Genomic DNA, 13,534 nt, shown 5'->3' on the forward strand with positions numbered 1-13,534 from the left:
GGCCCTCCAGTTCGTACGACGATCAGGCGGCGTACTGGTGTGCGTCGACCTGGGCCGGTTCGAGCGCCAGGTCGAGGACCTCGCGGACGTCGCTGACCGGGTGCACGGTCAGCTCCGCCAGCACGGATTCCGGCACGTCCTCCAGGTCCGGCTCGTTCCGCTTCGGGATCAGGATCGTGGTCAGCCCGGCCCGGTGGGCAGCGAGCAGCTTCTGCTTCACCCCACCGATCGGGAGGACCCGTCCGGTCAGCGACACCTCACCGGTCATCGCGACCTCGGAGCGGACCGGCCGTCCGGACAGCAGCGACGCCAGCGCGGTCGTCATGGTCACACCCGCCGACGGTCCGTCCTTCGGGACCGCACCGGCCGGAACGTGGATGTGCGCGTTCCGCTCGGCCAGGTCGCCGACCGGCAGCCCCAGCTCGGCACCGTGCGAACGCAGGTACGACAGGGCGATCTGGGCCGACTCCTTCATCACGTCACCGAGCTGCCCGGTCAGCGTGACCCCGGTCGGGCCGGTCTCCTTGTCGGCCAGCGACGCCTCGACGAAGAGCACGTCACCACCTGCACCGGTCACGGCCAATCCGGTCGCCACACCCGGAAGCGCCGTACGCTCCGCCGACTCCGGTGTGAACTTCGGTGTGCCCAGGTAGCTCTTCAGGTCGCCGGCGCCGATGGTCACCGAGCCGACGTCCTCACCCAGGGCCAGTCGAGCCGTCACCTTCCGCAGGACCCGCGCGATCGACCGCTCCAGCTGCCGTACGCCGGCCTCACGCGTGTACTCGCCGGCCAGCACCCGCAGCGCCGAGTCGTCGATGGTCACCTCGTCCGCCGTCAGGCCCGCCCGCTCCAGCTGACGCGGGAGCAGGTGGTCACGGGCGATGGTGACCTTCTCGTCCTCGGTGTACCCGTCGAGCTGCACCAGTTCCATCCGGTCCAGCAGCGGAGCCGGGATGGAGTCGAGCACGTTCGCCGTGGCCAGGAAGACCACGTCGGACAGGTCCAGCTCGACCTCCAGGTAGTGGTCCCGGAAGGTGTGGTTCTGCGCCGGGTCGAGCACTTCCAGCAGCGCGGCCGTCGGGTCACCCCGGTAGTCCGCACCGACCTTGTCGATCTCGTCCAGCAGTACGACGGGGTTCATCGAGCCGGCCTCGGTGATGGCCCGGACGATCCGGCCCGGCAGCGCACCGACGTACGTCCGCCGGTGACCGCGAATCTCGGCCTCGTCCCGGACACCGCCCAGCGCGACCCGGACGAACTTCCGGCCCATCGCCCGCGCCACGGACTCGCCCAGTGAGGTCTTACCGACACCGGGCGGACCGACCAGGGCCAGTACGGCGCCGCTGCGGCGTCCGCCGACCACACCGAGACCACGGTCCGCACGGCGACGCCGTACCGCCAGGTACTCGGTGATGCGCTCCTTCACGTCGTCCAGACCGGCGTGGTCCGCGTCCAGCACGGCCCGGGCCTCGCGGATGTCGTACTTGTCCTCGGTCCGCTCGTTCCACGGCATCTCCAGGACCGTGTCCAGCCAGGTCCGGATCCAGCCGACCTCGGGGGACTGCTCGGCGGTCCGCTCCAGCTTGTCGACCTCGGCGAGCGCGGCCTTGCGGACGTGCTCGGGCAGGTCGGCGGCCTCGACGCGGGCCCGGTAGTCCTCTTCCTCGGACTCGGCCTTGCCGTCCAGCTCGGCCAGTTCCTTGCGGATGGCGGCCATCTGCTGGCGCAGCAGGAACTCCCGCTGCTGCTTCTCCATGCCCTCCTGGACGTCCTTCTGGATCGTCTCGGACACCTCGAGCTCGGCCAGGTGGTCCTTCACCCAGCCGATCAGCTTCTCCAGCCGCTCGGAGACATTGGCGTTCTCCAGCAGCCAGGACTTCTGCTCGTTGGTCAGGTACGACGCGTAGCCGGCCAGGTCGGACAGCTCCGCCGGGTCGCTCACCTGCTTCACCGAGTCGATGACCTGCCAGGCGCCGCGACGCTGCAGCACCGACGTCACCAGGGTCTTGTACTCCCGGGAGAGCTCCGCCGAGCGGGCGTCGGTGATCTCGTGCAGAACGGTCGCGCCGACCCAGAGAGCGGCGCCCGGACCGGTGGTCCCGGCGCCGATGAGGACGCGCGCCGTACCGCGGATGACGGCAGCCGGGGCACCGCCCGGCAGCCGGCCGATCTGCTCGATCTCACCGAGCGTCCCGGCCTTGGCGTATTTCCCGTCCAGTCGCGGAACCAGCAGGACCTTGTCCTGACCGGACGCCTGGGCCGCGTCGATCGCCGCGCGCGCCTCGGTGTCGGCCAGTCGGACCGGCACCACCATTCCCGGCAGCACCACGACGTCGTCCAGCGGCAGAACGGGAAGATTCAACGTATCGGTCACGCTGTCACACCCTTTTCAAGATTGAGTCTGACAGGCTCAACCGCAGTCCCCATCAGGTCATTCCCGAGGGGAACGATCGTTCGCTCAGGGTGAAACGGACCGTCAGGCCGTGAGCAGATCGCCGATCTGGCGTAGACCGGTGAGGTCGTGGACATCGTCGGCCAGCGCCGGCACCTCGACGGTCGGGATCGAGCGGTGCCCGCGGCGGAACCGGTCGGCCCGCTTGTGGTCCCCGACCACCTGCTGCATCTTGTCGGCGTGCAACCGCAGTACGGCGGCCGTCAGCGGAGACTTGTCACCCTCCTCGAGCCGCTCCGCCGCGGCCAGCGACCGCTCGGCCGACAACTCCGCCGCGTGTGTCGTGGTCACCCGGTTCAACACCACGCCGGCCAGGGGCATGCCCTCCTCGCGCAACCGCTCGGTGAAATACGACGCCTCCCGCAGCGCGTCGTTCTGCGGAGCGGCCACCACCAGGAAGGCGGTGTGCGGCTCCCGCAACAGCGCCACGGTCTGCTCGGCCCGCTGCCGGAAACCGCCGAACAACGTGTCGAAGGCCGCGACGAACGTCTGTACGTCGGTCAGCACCTGCGCGCCGAGCACCTTGTTCATCACCGACATCGCCAGATTCACACCGGCGGACATCAGCTTGAACGGCCCGCGAGCCGGCGCCAGCAGCAGCCGCAAGAAGCGGCCCTCCAGCAGCGACGCCAGCCGCTCGGGTGCGTCCAGGAAGTCCAAGGCCGACCGCGACGGCGGGGTGTCCACCACGATCAGGTCCCAGTCGCCGCTGCGCTCGGCCTGCTTGTGCAACTGGCCGAGCTTCTCCATCGCCATGTACTCCTGCGTGCCGGCGAACGACGAGGAAAGCGCTTGGTAGAAGGGATTCGCCAGGATCTGCTCGGCCTTCTCGGGCGTCGCGTGCGCGAGCACCACCTCGTCGAAGGTCCGCTTCATGTCCAGCATCATCGCGTCCAGCCGGCCGCCGTTCGCGGCGTTCACGTCGGCCACGGCCCGCGGGATGTTGTCCAGTTCGGTCAGCCCGAGCGACTGCGCCAGCCTCCGGGCGGGGTCGATGGTGAGTACGACGACCTTCCGCCCGCGCTCGGCGGCCCGCAGGCCCAGCGCGGCCGCCGTCGTCGTCTTGCCGACCCCACCGGCGCCGCAGGTGACGATGATGCGCGTGGCCGGATCGTCGATCAGTGCGTCCAGATCGAGCCCGTTCATCGGCGCAACTCCTCGGCCAGGTCGAACAGGGCGCCTTGGTCGATCCCCTCCGGCAGCAACGGCAGCTCGGTCACCTGCTTGCCCAGGGCATCTATTCGGTCGCGGTTCTCACGTTCCAGCCCGACCCGGACGGCGTGGTCACGCGCCTCCGCCATCAGCGTCGTGACCAGTTCCTTGCCGGCGGCAACACCAGCTGCCCGCAGCCCCTTGCTGAGCTCGGTCGCGGGCAGTTTCTCCTTGACCGCGAGGGCGAGCGCGTCGTCGTCGAGCGGACTGTTGCGAACCATGTTGACCACAATCGACCCGACCCGCAGGTCGAGGGCCTCCAGCTGTTCGACCGCGTCCAGCGTCTCCTGGACCGGCATCTCCTCGAGCAGCGTGACCAGGTGGATCCGGGTCACGTCGGAGCGCAGCATGCCCATGATCGCGTCGGCCTGGTTGCGGATCGGCCCGACCTTGGCCAGATCGGCGACCTCGTGGTTCACGTTCAGGAACGGCGCGATCCGCCCGGTCGGCGGTGCGTCCAGCACGACAGCGTCGTACGCGAGCCGCCCGTGCGACTTCCGCCGGGTCGCCTCGTAGACCTTGCCGGTCAGCAGTACGTCGCGCAGACCTGGTGCGATCGTGGTGACGAAGTCGATCGCGCCCACCTTGTCGAGCGCCTTCCCGGCCCGGCCGAGGTGGTAGTACATGTCGAGGTACTCCAGCAGCGCGGCCTCGGCGTCCACGGCCAGCGCGAACACCTCGCCTCCGCCCGGACCGTGGGCGATCCGGCGTTCGACGTACGGCAGAGGTGGTACGTCGAACAACTGGGCGAGCCCTTGCCGCCCCTCGACCTCGACGAGCAGGACCCGCTTGCCCTGATCGGCCAGCGAAAGCGCCATAGCAGCCGCCACAGTCGTCTTCCCGGTGCCCCCTTTGCCGGTGACCACATGCAGCCTCGCCATACGGTCCAGCGTAGGGCGTGGCCCACAGCACACTGGTTTCGACCGGGTGGTGGGGCGGGGGAAGGTGTCTGCACAGCCCGTTAGAGTCCCTCTCATGAAGAAGTTCGAGTACTTCACCGCGCCGCTGCTGGTCCACTCGACCAAGGAGATCCTGGACAACTTCGGCCAGGACGGCTGGGAGCTGGTCCAGGTCGTCCAGGGTCCGAACCCGGAATCCCTGGTCGCCTACCTGAAGCGGGAGATCGAAGAGAAATGAGCCACCCCGAGGAGAAGCTGGCCGAGCTCGGCCTGAAGCTGCCCGAGGTGGCCAAGCCGGTCGCCGCCTACGTGCCCGCGGTCCGGACCGGCAACCTGGTCTACACGTCCGGCCAGCTGCCGCTGCGCGAGGGCACCCTGATCGCCACCGGCAAGGTCGGCGACGCCGTCACCGCGGAGGTGGCCAGCCAGTGCGCCCAGCAGTGCGCGCTGAACGCGCTGGCCGCGGTCAAGGCCGAGATCGGTGACCTGGCGAACGTACGGCGGGTCGTCAAGGCGGTCGCGTTCATCGCGTCGACTCCGGACTTCACCGGCCAGCCGCAGGTCGCCAACGGCGCCTCCGAGCTGTTCGGCCAGGTGTTCGGCGAGGCCGGTCAGCACGCCCGCAGTGCGGTCGGCGTCCCGGTCCTGCCGCTCGACGCTCCGGTCGAGGTCGAACTGATCGTCGAGGTCGCCTGACCACGGCATGATCCGGGACCTGAAGTCGCAACTGCTGTCCGGCCGGATGGCCTCGGCCGCACTGGAGTTCGTCCGCGAAGGTCGGACGCCGGCCGAGCCGCGGCCGGCCTCGACGGTGATCCTGCTCCGTGACACTGCCGCCGGGCCGGAGGTGTACCTCCTCCGGCGGCAGCGGACGATGGCGTTCGCGGCCGGGATGTCCGTGTTCCCCGGCGGCCGGGTCGACGCGACCGACGCGACGGTCGCCGACTCGTGGTCGGGGCCGTCACCGGCCTGGTTCGCCGACCGGCTCGGCTGCGACGAGCCGACGGCCTCGGCGTACGTCGCGGCCGCGGTCCGGGAGACGTTCGAGGAGTCCGGTGTGCTGCTCGCCGGCTCGTCCGGCGAAGCGGTCGTGGGGGACACCACGGGTGACGACTGGGAGGCCGACCGGGTTGCGCTGGAGACCCGTGAGCTCGGGTTCGCCGACTTCCTGCATCGGCGTGGGCTGGTGCTGCGGGCCGATCTGCTCGGTGCCTGGGCGCACTGGATCACCCCGGAGTTCGAGCCCCGGCGGTACGACACCCGCTTCTTCGTCGCCGCCCTCCCGGCCGGCCAGGTGACCCGCGACGTGACGAGTGAGTCCGACCAGGTCGCCTGGATGCGTCCGGCGGACGCGGTCGACGCGGTCGAGTCCGGCGAGTTGCTGATGCTTCCCCCGACGTACGTCTGCTGCCGCGACCTCACGCCGTACGCCGATGTGGCCGCTATCCTCGCCGCGGCCGGCGAGCGCGAGATCCGGCCGATCCTGCCGACGGTGCGAGTCGACGGCGACCAGGCCTATCTGGAGACTGGATGAACACCTTCGCCGCCCCACCGCCCCGGTCGAACGCCGTCACGGACTTCGCCACCCTGGTGCGGGCCGACAACCCCGGACTGATGACGCTGGACGGGACGAACACCTGGATCCTGCGGGCCCCGGACGCCGACCAGTCGGTGGTGGTCGACCCCGGCCCGATGCTGGAGGAGCATCTACGGGCCGTGCTGGATGCGGCCGGCGACGTGGCCGTCGTACTGCTCACGCACAAGCACCCGGACCACTCCGAGGGTGCCGCGTGGTTCGCCAATCAGGCCGGCTGCGGGGTTCGTGCGGTGGATCCGGCCTTCCGCATCCCCACCGACCACGCCCACGCACTCGCCGAGGGCGACGTCATCACCGTCGGCGGCCTCCGGGTCGAGGTCCTGCCGACGCCCGGTCACACGATGGACTCGGTCTGCTTCTGGCTCCCGCAGGACGGCTCGCTGCTGACCGGCGACACCGTCCTGGGCCGCGGCACCTCGGTGGTCGCCCACCCGGACGGTGCCCTCGGCCCCTACCTCGACTCGCTCGACCGCCTCCGGGCCTTCGCCAACTCAGCCGCCGGCGTCGAACGCCTGCTCCCCGGCCACGGCCCGGTCATCGAGGACCCGACCGACGTCCTCACTTTCTACATCACCCACCGCCGCGAACGCCTCGACCAGGTCCGAGCCGCCGTCGCCGCCGGCCACACCACCCCCGAAGCGGTCGTCGAACACGTCTACGCCGACGTAGACCCCACCCTCTGGCCCGCCGCCGAACGCTCGGTCCGCGCCCAGCTGGACTACCTCGGTTCCTAGCGGGCGCGGCGTTGGAGGCGTTCTACGTCGAGGAGTACGACGGAGCGGGGTTCGAGGCGGACCCAGCCGCGGGAGGCGAAGTCGGCGAGGGCCTTGTTGACGGTTTCGCGGGAGGCGCCGACGAGCTGGGCGAGCTCCTCCTGGGTGAGGTCGTGGTGGACGTGGACGCCGTCGTCGGCGGTCCGGCCGAAGCGGCTGGCCAGGTCCAGCAGGGCCTTGGCGACACGGCCGGGTACGTCGGAGAACACCAGGTCGGCCACCACGTCGGAGACCTTGCGGAGCCGGGAGGCGAGCTGCAGCAACAGGCCGCGGGCCACCTCGGGGCGGCCGGCCAGCCAGCGGAGCAGCTCGTCGTGGGTCAGCGACATCAGCGAGGCGTCGGTGACGGCAGTGACGGTGGCGGACCGAGGACCCGGGTCGAACAGCGACAGCTCGCCGAACATCTGTCCGGGGCCGAGGACGGCGATCAGGTTCTCCCGGCCGTCGGCGGAGGTGCGGCCCAGCTTGACCTTGCCCTCGACCACGACGAACAGCCGGTCACCGGAGTCGCCCTCGTGGAACAGGACCTGGCCGCGACGCAGCCGGTTCTCGGTCATCGACGCGGCCAGCGCGTCGGCCGCCTCGTCGTCGAGCTGACTGAACAGCGGTGCCTGTCGGAGTACTGCGGCATCCACCTTTGGGCCTCCTCGGACCTTCGACCACGACTGACGGGCGGGGTCCGGCCTCGCCCGGCACCGGGCCGTTACCACCCGGTTGCCCCAAAACCGTAGCCCCTCGGGTGTCGGCACCGCCACGTAGGCTTGCCTCCATGCCATCCCAGCGTGTCGCAGTGCCGGTTTCCGGGCCGCCTGTCAAGCTCCCCCGCAAGGCGCCGGTGTACGCCGACGAGACCCCGGCGCAGCTGGTCCGCCGGGCCCGCAAGATGCACCGGGTGCTCACCGAGGCGTATCCGGACGCTCACTGCGAGCTGGACTTCACCAACCCGCTCGAGTTGCTGGTGGCCACCATCCTGTCGGCCCAGACCACCGACGTGATGGTGAACAAGGTGACCCCGGTCCTGTTCGCGAAGTACCCGACCGCCCAGGCGTACGCCGAGGCCGACCGGGAGGAGCTGGAGGCGATCCTCAAGCCGACCGGTTTCTTCCGCGCCAAGACGAACAGCGTGATCAAACTCGGCCAGGCCCTGGTCGACGAGTACGACGGGGTCGTGCCGGACAGGCTGGAGGAGCTGGTCAAGCTCCCCGGCACCGGCCGCAAGACGGCGAACGTCGTCCTCGGCAACGCGTTCGGGATCCCCGGCATCACCGTCGACACACACTTCGGCCGGCTGGTCCGCCGGTTCGGCTGGACCACCGAGGAGGACCCGGTCAAGGTCGAGCACATCATCGGCGCCCTGTTCCCGAAGAAGGACTGGACGATGTTGTCGCACCGGCTGATCTTCCACGGCCGCCGCCGCTGCCACGCCAAGAAGCCGGCCTGTGGCGCCTGCCCGGTGGCCCAGTGGTGCCCGTCGTACGGCACCGGCCCGACCGACCCCGAGGTCGCCGCGAAGCTGGTGAAGGTCCCGGCGTGAACCACAAGCTCGGATCCCGTACGCCGCTGTGCCTGATCGTCGGACTGGTTGCCCTGATCGGCCTGGTGGCGTGCGGACCCGAGCAGGCCGACGGCCCGAAACCGGCGGCCTCGACCAGCCGGACCGCGGTGGCCGGGGCGGAGAAGCTCACCGCCTGCCCGGCGACGGCCTCGAAACCGCCGGTCAGCGGCGGGCTCCCGGACGTCAGCCTCCCGTGCCTGGGCAACGGCCCGGACATCCGGCTCGCCGACCTGCGCGGCCCGCTGCTCGTCAACGTGTGGGCGCAGTGGTGCCCGCCCTGCCGGGACGAAGCGCCGTACCTGGCTGAGCTGCAGAAGAAGTCCGCCGGGAAGCTCCAGCTGATCGGCATCGACTACGACGACCCGCGGCCCGAACTGGCGGTGAAGTTCGCGGTCGAGCATCAGCTCACCTACCCGCACCTGGTCGACGCGGAGAAGGCGGTGCACCAGCCGTTGAAGATCGGCGGCCCGCCGGTGACCGCGTTCGTCGACAAGGACGGCGTGGTGGTCCACGTGCACCACGGCGCGTTCACCTCCCAGTCGCAGCTCGACCAGCTGGTGCAGGAGAAGCTGGGGGTAACCCCATGACCTTCGAAGGTGTGGAGGTCCCGGGCTGGCTCAGGCCGTTGGCGAAGGCGTCCGAGGAGGTGGACCCGAACCAGCTATCCAGGTTCCTGCCGCCGGACGATCCGTCCGTGCGCAAGTCCGCCGTACTCATCTTGCTTGCTGACGGCAACGACGGGCCGGAGGTGCTGCTCACCGAGCGGGCCTGGACGTTGCGCCGGCATGCCGGCCAGATGTCGTTCCCCGGCGGTGGTGTCGACCCGGCGGACGGGACCGGTGAGGCCGGTTTGGTGCGGACCGCGCTGCGCGAGGCCGAGGAGGAGACCGGGCTGGACCCGGCCGGCGTGGTGCCGTTCGCGGTCTGGCCGGCGCTGTGGGTGCCGGTGAGCAACTTCGGCGTGTCGCCGGTGCTGGCCTGGTGGCGGGAGCCGTCGCCGGTGGCGGTCGTCGACCCGGCCGAGGTCGCGTCGGTGCACACCGTGTCCGTGCACGCGCTGGCCGATCCGGCGAACCGGATCAGCTGCCTGCACCCCTCTGGGTTCACCGGTCCGGCGTTCACCATCGGCGAGCTCTACATCTGGGGTTTCACCGCCGGGTTGCTGGACAAATTGCTCATCCTGGGTGGATGGTCGCGCGACTGGGACCCCTCGGTCGTCGTACCGTTGCCCGACCGGCTGGTCGAGGCGGCCTGGCGGAGCGAGGGACGGCGGTCCGAGGACGTACGGCGGCTGACCGCCATCGAGCACGACCTCGGCCGGTCGAGAGGTCACGATCCGGAAGGTGTGGAGTGAGCAAGCTCGACTACGCGCTGCTGATCATCACTGGTCTGGTCGCGATCTCGGGGTACATCGAGGGCTTCGTGCTGGGCGCCTGCGCCACCCTCGGCCTGCTCGGCGGTGCCGCGGTCGGTGTCTGGGTCGTGCCGCGGGTGCTGGACAACTTCTCGCCGAGCGTCTCGGTGTCGTTCGCGGCCCTGGTGCTGGTGGTGATCCTGGCCTCGATCGGCCGCACGCTCGGCGCCGTACTCGGGTCCAGACTGAGAAACAAGGTGTCCTGGCGCCCGGTGAAGTTCGTCGACGCGCTCGGCGGCGCCGCGCTGGCCGCGGTGTCGGTCCTGATCGTGTCCTGGGTGCTCGGGGTCGCGGTGAGCGGTGCCCGGATCCCGAGCGTGACGTCCGCGGTGCGCGGCTCGCAGGTGCTGGCGAAGGTCGACCAGGTTCTGCCCAGTCGTGCCGACCAGACGCTGCAGGCGTTCAACGACGTGGTCAACACCGATCTGTTCCCGCGGTTCCTCGACCCGTTCGTGCCGGAGCGGATCCGGGAGACGCAGCCGCCGGACGGGGAGATCGCCCGGCAGTCCGCCGTCCGCGCGGCGTACACCCGGATCGCCAAGATCACCGGCGTGGCGAACTGCTCGCGTGGTCTCGAGGGCAGCGGGTTCGTCTACGCGCCGCAGCGGGTGATGACGAACGCGCACGTGGTGGCCGGTGTCGACTCGCCGCAGGTCGAGGTGAACGGGCAGTCGTACGAGGCGACCGTGGTGGTGTTCGACCCGGAGATCGACATCGCGGTGCTGTACGTGCCGAGGCTGAGGATCCAGCCGCTGAGCTTCGACTTCACCGGCAAGGCGGACGATCCGGCCGTCGTCCTCGGCTACCCGGAGAACGGCCCGTTCGACTCCGAGCCGGCCCGGATCCGGTCCGAGGAGCGGCTCCGCGGCCCGGACATCTACGGCGACCGGACGGTGACCCGCGAGGCCTTCTCGATCTGGGCCTCGGTCCGTCCCGGCAACTCCGGCGGCCCGCTGCTGTCGTCCAGGGGCACCGTGTACGGCGTCGTGTTCGCCGCCTCGGTCGAGGACAACCGCACCGGCTACGTCCTCACCGCCGAGCAGGTCTCCGACGATGCACGAGAAGGCGCGACGGCCACCGAGGAGGTCTCCACCAGGACCTGCACGTAGGTCGTGCAGCACATCCGGACCCCCGTCGCGTTCTAGGGGTATGACGGTGACGACGGAGGGGACGTTGTCGTTCGACGAACTGGTGGTGTCGAGCGAGCGGCGGCTGCTGCGGCTCGCCCTCATGCTGACCGGTGGGGTGCACAGCGCGGAGGACCTGGTCCAGACCGTGTACGCCCGGGCGCACCGCAAGTGGGAGCGAATCCAGTCGCTGGACAACCCCGAGGCGTACCTGCGGACCATGGTGGTCAACGAGTTCCTCAGCTGGCGTCGCCTGCTGAAGAACCGGGAGTTGCCGGTCGCCGAGCCGGCCGACCTCCCGTCCGCCGAGGACATCGGAGCCCGCCAGGCCCAACGGGACGCCACCTGGCGGCTCCTCGCCGAGTTGCCGCGCCAGCAACGTGCCGTCCTGGTGCTGCGGTACTACGAAGACCTGCCCGACGACGAGATCGCCGCCGTGCTGGGGTGCGCGCCCGCCACGGTCAGGTCCAACGCGGCCCGCGGGCTGGCGACCCTACGCACCAACCTGCCCGCGAAGGAGGAGCGCTGATGGCCAGGCTGACCGACGAAGACCTCGAGCGCCTGCTCCGCGAAACCTTCGCGGACAAGGAGAGCCTCGTCGACGACGTTCCCGAAGCAACCACAGCCCGCCGCCCGATCACCCCGATCCTGCTGGCCGCCGCGGCCGTGCTCGTCATCCTCACCGGCATCCTGTACGGCGTCAGCCCCGGTGAGACGGAGCCGGAGCCACCCGTCGCGGCGGCTCCGCCGACCGACGCCGACCTCTGGGCAGCTGCGATCGTTGCCGTCGCGGAGCGGTACGAGCCGCCTGCGGGCTGGAAGTCGTTGGCCCTGCTCGATCATCCGGAGACGTCGACGCGAACGTCGCTCGAGAGCTCCGCGGTGAAGTTCTCCGCGGCGGAGAAGCGCCGGATCACCGAACAGGTCAGCAAGGTGGGGCCGGTCCGGTGGACGGCCACGCCGGGAGGCATCGGCGGCTGCTCCAACCTCGGGCTCGCCCGCATCGCGGTCGGCCCGGTGGTCGACAAGGTCGACCACAAGGAGGTGCCCACGATGATCGACCTGGAGTGTGGCCGGGGTTACCGGTTGACCTACCGTCTCGAGGACCAGGGTGGCTGGAAGGTCGCCGGCATGGTCGGCCCGGTCCTTGTGTCGCTGCCGGTCAGCTGCGTTCAAGCACTGGAGAACCGAGCCAGTCCACGAGAAGGGTGTTGAACAGGTCCGGGAGCTCTTCGTGGGGGAAGTGGCCGGATGGGGTGAGGAGTTCGTGGCGCAGCGGTGCCGTGACCAGGTGCGGAGGCGTCACCGCGGTCGGGGACACCGCCGGGTCCTGGGCTCCGTGGAGTTGCAGCACCGGTATGGCGACCGGCGTACGCATCCTGGCCGAGTATTTCCTGCCGTCAGCGCGCAGCCGGGACCGGACGAACCAGCGGTGGTACTCCAGTGCGCAGTGTGGTGCCGGCCAGACCTGAAGCGCGGCTCGGTACCGGCGGGAGGACTCCGCGTCCGGGAACGTGCCGCCGGGCGCTGACCAGGCCCGGAGCAGCCGCTCGATGTGCATGCCGTCCTGTGCGAGCAGGCGACGCTCCGGAAGGATCGGCAGCTGGAACCAGGCGGTGTGAGCCAGCGCCTTCCGCTGACCGGATCGCGTCAGCAGCAGTGGATGCGGTGCAGAGACGACCGCGAGCGCGCGGAGCTGTCGTGGTGCGAGTACGGCGGCCGACCAGCCGATGAACCCGCCCCAGCCGTGTCCGACGACGACGGCGTCGGTGGCGCCGAGTGACCGGACGACGCCGGACACGTCCGCAGCGGCGGTGTAGGGGTCGTAACCACGAGGGGTCTTGTCGCTGGCGCCGTACCCGCGCAGATCCATCGCGACGGCGCGGTAGCCGGCCTGGGCGACGACCGGCAGCTGATGGCGCCAGGCCCACCAGAACTCGGGAAAGCCGTGCAGGAACAGCACCAGCGGACCGTCCGCCGGGCCGCACTCCGCGATATGGAAGCGTGCCCCATTGGCCGCCACCAGCGAATGCGACCAGGGCCCGTCGACCAGCAGGTCGACGACACCCGCCGGGCTCAGCGCCGCCCGTCCGATCGGGTCACTCGTCGCCCTTGCCGATCGCCTTGAGCACCTCGACCGACTCCTTCGAGGTCTCGATCGCACGCTGCGGGCCTTTCGCCCGGCCGAGCGCCCGCTTGCCGAGCAGCACCAGGACGGCGGCGATCAACAGGTAGACCACGGCAACGATCACGAAGGACACGGCCGGGTGCAGCCCGAGGGCGTTGAGCCCGTAGGCGGCGGCGATGGACAGCAGGATGATCGCCAGCAGGCCCAGGAAGGCGGCACCGCCGAACATGCCGGCACCGGTCCCGGCCGCCACCGCAGTCTTCTTCAGCTCGGTCTTGGCCAGCTCCAGCTCGCTGCGGACCAGGTTGGACAGATCCTTGCTGGCGTTCGCGACGAGTTGCCCGACCGTGGGCTCACTCCCGTTCGGCCCCATCGAC

Annotated in this window: 16 protein-coding genes; 10 read left to right on the forward strand and 6 right to left on the reverse strand. The window is 70.3% G+C overall.

Features of this window, described 5'->3' with window-relative positions; translation table 11 throughout:
• Positions 1–22 precede the first annotated feature (22 nt).
• The 3 genes from lon to ACYVOK_RS23925 form a co-directional block, all read right to left on the reverse strand.
• A complete protein-coding gene (gene lon / locus ACYVOK_RS23915) occupies positions 23–2,374 on the reverse strand; it encodes an endopeptidase La (RefSeq protein ID WP_460664747.1) in 2,352 nt (783 codons plus the stop codon).
• A 102-nt stretch (positions 2,375–2,476) separates the two neighbouring features.
• The gene (locus ACYVOK_RS23920) at positions 2,477–3,598 is read right to left on the reverse strand and encodes an ArsA family ATPase (protein ID WP_460664748.1); all 1,122 of its coding nucleotides are present in this window, start codon (positions 3,596–3,598) and stop codon (positions 2,477–2,479) included.
• Positions 3,595–4,545, reverse strand: coding sequence for an ArsA-related P-loop ATPase (locus ACYVOK_RS23925; RefSeq protein WP_460664749.1), 951 nt, complete (start codon positions 4,543–4,545; stop codon positions 3,595–3,597). Before ACYVOK_RS23925 ends, ACYVOK_RS23920 begins: the two co-directional genes overlap by 4 nt.
• Before the next feature lie 94 nt (positions 4,546–4,639).
• Between ACYVOK_RS23925 and ACYVOK_RS23930 the strand changes: the two genes are divergently transcribed.
• The 4 genes from ACYVOK_RS23930 to ACYVOK_RS23945 are packed head-to-tail and all read left to right on the forward strand — an operon-like array spanning position 4,640 to position 6,894.
• The gene (locus tag ACYVOK_RS23930) at positions 4,640–4,801 is read left to right on the forward strand and encodes a DUF4177 domain-containing protein (protein ID WP_460664750.1); all 162 of its coding nucleotides are present in this window, start codon (positions 4,640–4,642) and stop codon (positions 4,799–4,801) included.
• Complete coding sequence (locus tag ACYVOK_RS23935) at positions 4,798–5,259, forward strand: RidA family protein (protein ID WP_460664751.1); 462 nt, start codon at positions 4,798–4,800, stop codon at positions 5,257–5,259. Before ACYVOK_RS23930 ends, ACYVOK_RS23935 begins: the two co-directional genes overlap by 4 nt.
• Before the next feature lie 7 nt (positions 5,260–5,266).
• Positions 5,267–6,097, forward strand: a complete 831-nt coding sequence (locus ACYVOK_RS23940; RefSeq protein ID WP_460664752.1) for an NUDIX hydrolase — start codon at positions 5,267–5,269, stop codon at positions 6,095–6,097.
• On the forward strand, positions 6,094–6,894 hold the full coding sequence (locus ACYVOK_RS23945; protein WP_460664753.1) for an MBL fold metallo-hydrolase: 801 nt from the start codon (positions 6,094–6,096) through the stop codon (positions 6,892–6,894). The genes ACYVOK_RS23940 and ACYVOK_RS23945 overlap by 4 nt, the downstream gene beginning before the upstream one ends.
• Here the strand turns inward: ACYVOK_RS23945 and ACYVOK_RS23950 are convergent.
• Positions 6,891–7,568 carry a Crp/Fnr family transcriptional regulator gene (locus ACYVOK_RS23950; RefSeq protein WP_460664754.1) on the reverse strand — a complete coding sequence of 226 codons (678 nt, stop codon included), beginning with the start codon at positions 7,566–7,568 and terminating at the stop codon, positions 6,891–6,893. The genes ACYVOK_RS23945 and ACYVOK_RS23950 overlap by 4 nt on opposite strands.
• Positions 7,569–7,702: 134 nt before the next feature.
• Between ACYVOK_RS23950 and nth the strand changes: the two genes are divergently transcribed.
• The 6 genes from nth to ACYVOK_RS23980 are packed head-to-tail and all read left to right on the forward strand — an operon-like array spanning position 7,703 to position 12,244.
• On the forward strand, positions 7,703–8,467 hold the full coding sequence (gene nth, locus ACYVOK_RS23955; RefSeq protein ID WP_460664755.1) for an endonuclease III: 765 nt from the start codon (positions 7,703–7,705) through the stop codon (positions 8,465–8,467).
• A complete protein-coding gene (locus tag ACYVOK_RS23960; RefSeq protein ID WP_460664756.1) occupies positions 8,464–9,075 on the forward strand; it encodes a TlpA family protein disulfide reductase in 612 nt (203 codons plus the stop codon). The genes nth and ACYVOK_RS23960 overlap by 4 nt, the downstream gene beginning before the upstream one ends.
• Entirely contained in the window at positions 9,072–9,842 is a 771-nt protein-coding gene (locus ACYVOK_RS23965) for an NUDIX hydrolase (protein ID WP_460664757.1), read from the forward strand. Before ACYVOK_RS23960 ends, ACYVOK_RS23965 begins: the two co-directional genes overlap by 4 nt.
• Positions 9,839–11,011 (forward strand): MarP family serine protease, encoded by a 1,173-nt coding sequence (locus ACYVOK_RS23970; protein ID WP_460664758.1) that lies wholly within the window; start codon positions 9,839–9,841, stop codon positions 11,009–11,011. The genes ACYVOK_RS23965 and ACYVOK_RS23970 overlap by 4 nt, the downstream gene beginning before the upstream one ends.
• Before the next feature lie 40 nt (positions 11,012–11,051).
• The gene (locus ACYVOK_RS23975) at positions 11,052–11,558 is read left to right on the forward strand and encodes a SigE family RNA polymerase sigma factor (RefSeq protein WP_460664759.1); all 507 of its coding nucleotides are present in this window, start codon (positions 11,052–11,054) and stop codon (positions 11,556–11,558) included.
• Entirely contained in the window at positions 11,558–12,244 is a 687-nt protein-coding gene (locus tag ACYVOK_RS23980; RefSeq protein ID WP_460664760.1) for a hypothetical protein, read from the forward strand. Before ACYVOK_RS23975 ends, ACYVOK_RS23980 begins: the two co-directional genes overlap by 1 nt.
• Here ACYVOK_RS23980 and ACYVOK_RS23985 read toward each other — a convergent pair.
• Together ACYVOK_RS23985 and ACYVOK_RS23990 are read right to left on the reverse strand one after the other, a co-directional pair.
• Entirely contained in the window at positions 12,192–13,052 is an 861-nt protein-coding gene (locus ACYVOK_RS23985) for an alpha/beta fold hydrolase (protein ID WP_460664761.1), read from the reverse strand. The two genes, ACYVOK_RS23980 and ACYVOK_RS23985, sit on opposite strands and share 53 nt — an antisense overlap.
• Positions 13,053–13,128: 76 nt before the next feature.
• The gene (locus ACYVOK_RS23990) at positions 13,129–13,530 is read right to left on the reverse strand and encodes a phage holin family protein (RefSeq protein WP_460664762.1); all 402 of its coding nucleotides are present in this window, start codon (positions 13,528–13,530) and stop codon (positions 13,129–13,131) included.
• Between the last annotated feature and the right edge of the window lie 4 nt (positions 13,531–13,534).

The organism is Kribbella swartbergensis, assembly GCF_054784135.1.

Excerpts from the sequence above, each read along its gene's own strand:
- ACYVOK_RS23920 (WP_460664748.1), bottom strand. The coding sequence starts at position 3,598 with ATGAACGGGCTCGATCTGGACGCACTGATCGACGATCCGGCCACGCGC.
- ACYVOK_RS23925 (WP_460664749.1), bottom strand. The coding sequence starts at position 4,545 with ATGGCGAGGCTGCATGTGGTCACCGGCAAAGGGGGCACCGGGAAGACG.
- ACYVOK_RS23930 (WP_460664750.1), top strand. The coding sequence starts at position 4,640 with ATGAAGAAGTTCGAGTACTTCACCGCGCCGCTGCTGGTCCACTCGACC.
- ACYVOK_RS23935 (WP_460664751.1), top strand. The coding sequence starts at position 4,798 with ATGAGCCACCCCGAGGAGAAGCTGGCCGAGCTCGGCCTGAAGCTGCCC.
- ACYVOK_RS23940 (WP_460664752.1), top strand. The coding sequence starts at position 5,267 with ATGATCCGGGACCTGAAGTCGCAACTGCTGTCCGGCCGGATGGCCTCG.
- ACYVOK_RS23945 (WP_460664753.1), top strand. The coding sequence starts at position 6,094 with ATGAACACCTTCGCCGCCCCACCGCCCCGGTCGAACGCCGTCACGGAC.
- nth (WP_460664755.1), top strand. The coding sequence starts at position 7,703 with ATGCCATCCCAGCGTGTCGCAGTGCCGGTTTCCGGGCCGCCTGTCAAG.
- ACYVOK_RS23965 (WP_460664757.1), top strand. The coding sequence starts at position 9,072 with ATGACCTTCGAAGGTGTGGAGGTCCCGGGCTGGCTCAGGCCGTTGGCG.
- ACYVOK_RS23975 (WP_460664759.1), top strand. The coding sequence starts at position 11,052 with ATGACGGTGACGACGGAGGGGACGTTGTCGTTCGACGAACTGGTGGTG.
- ACYVOK_RS23980 (WP_460664760.1), top strand. The coding sequence starts at position 11,558 with ATGGCCAGGCTGACCGACGAAGACCTCGAGCGCCTGCTCCGCGAAACC.
- ACYVOK_RS23990 (WP_460664762.1), bottom strand. The coding sequence starts at position 13,530 with ATGGGGCCGAACGGGAGTGAGCCCACGGTCGGGCAACTCGTCGCGAAC.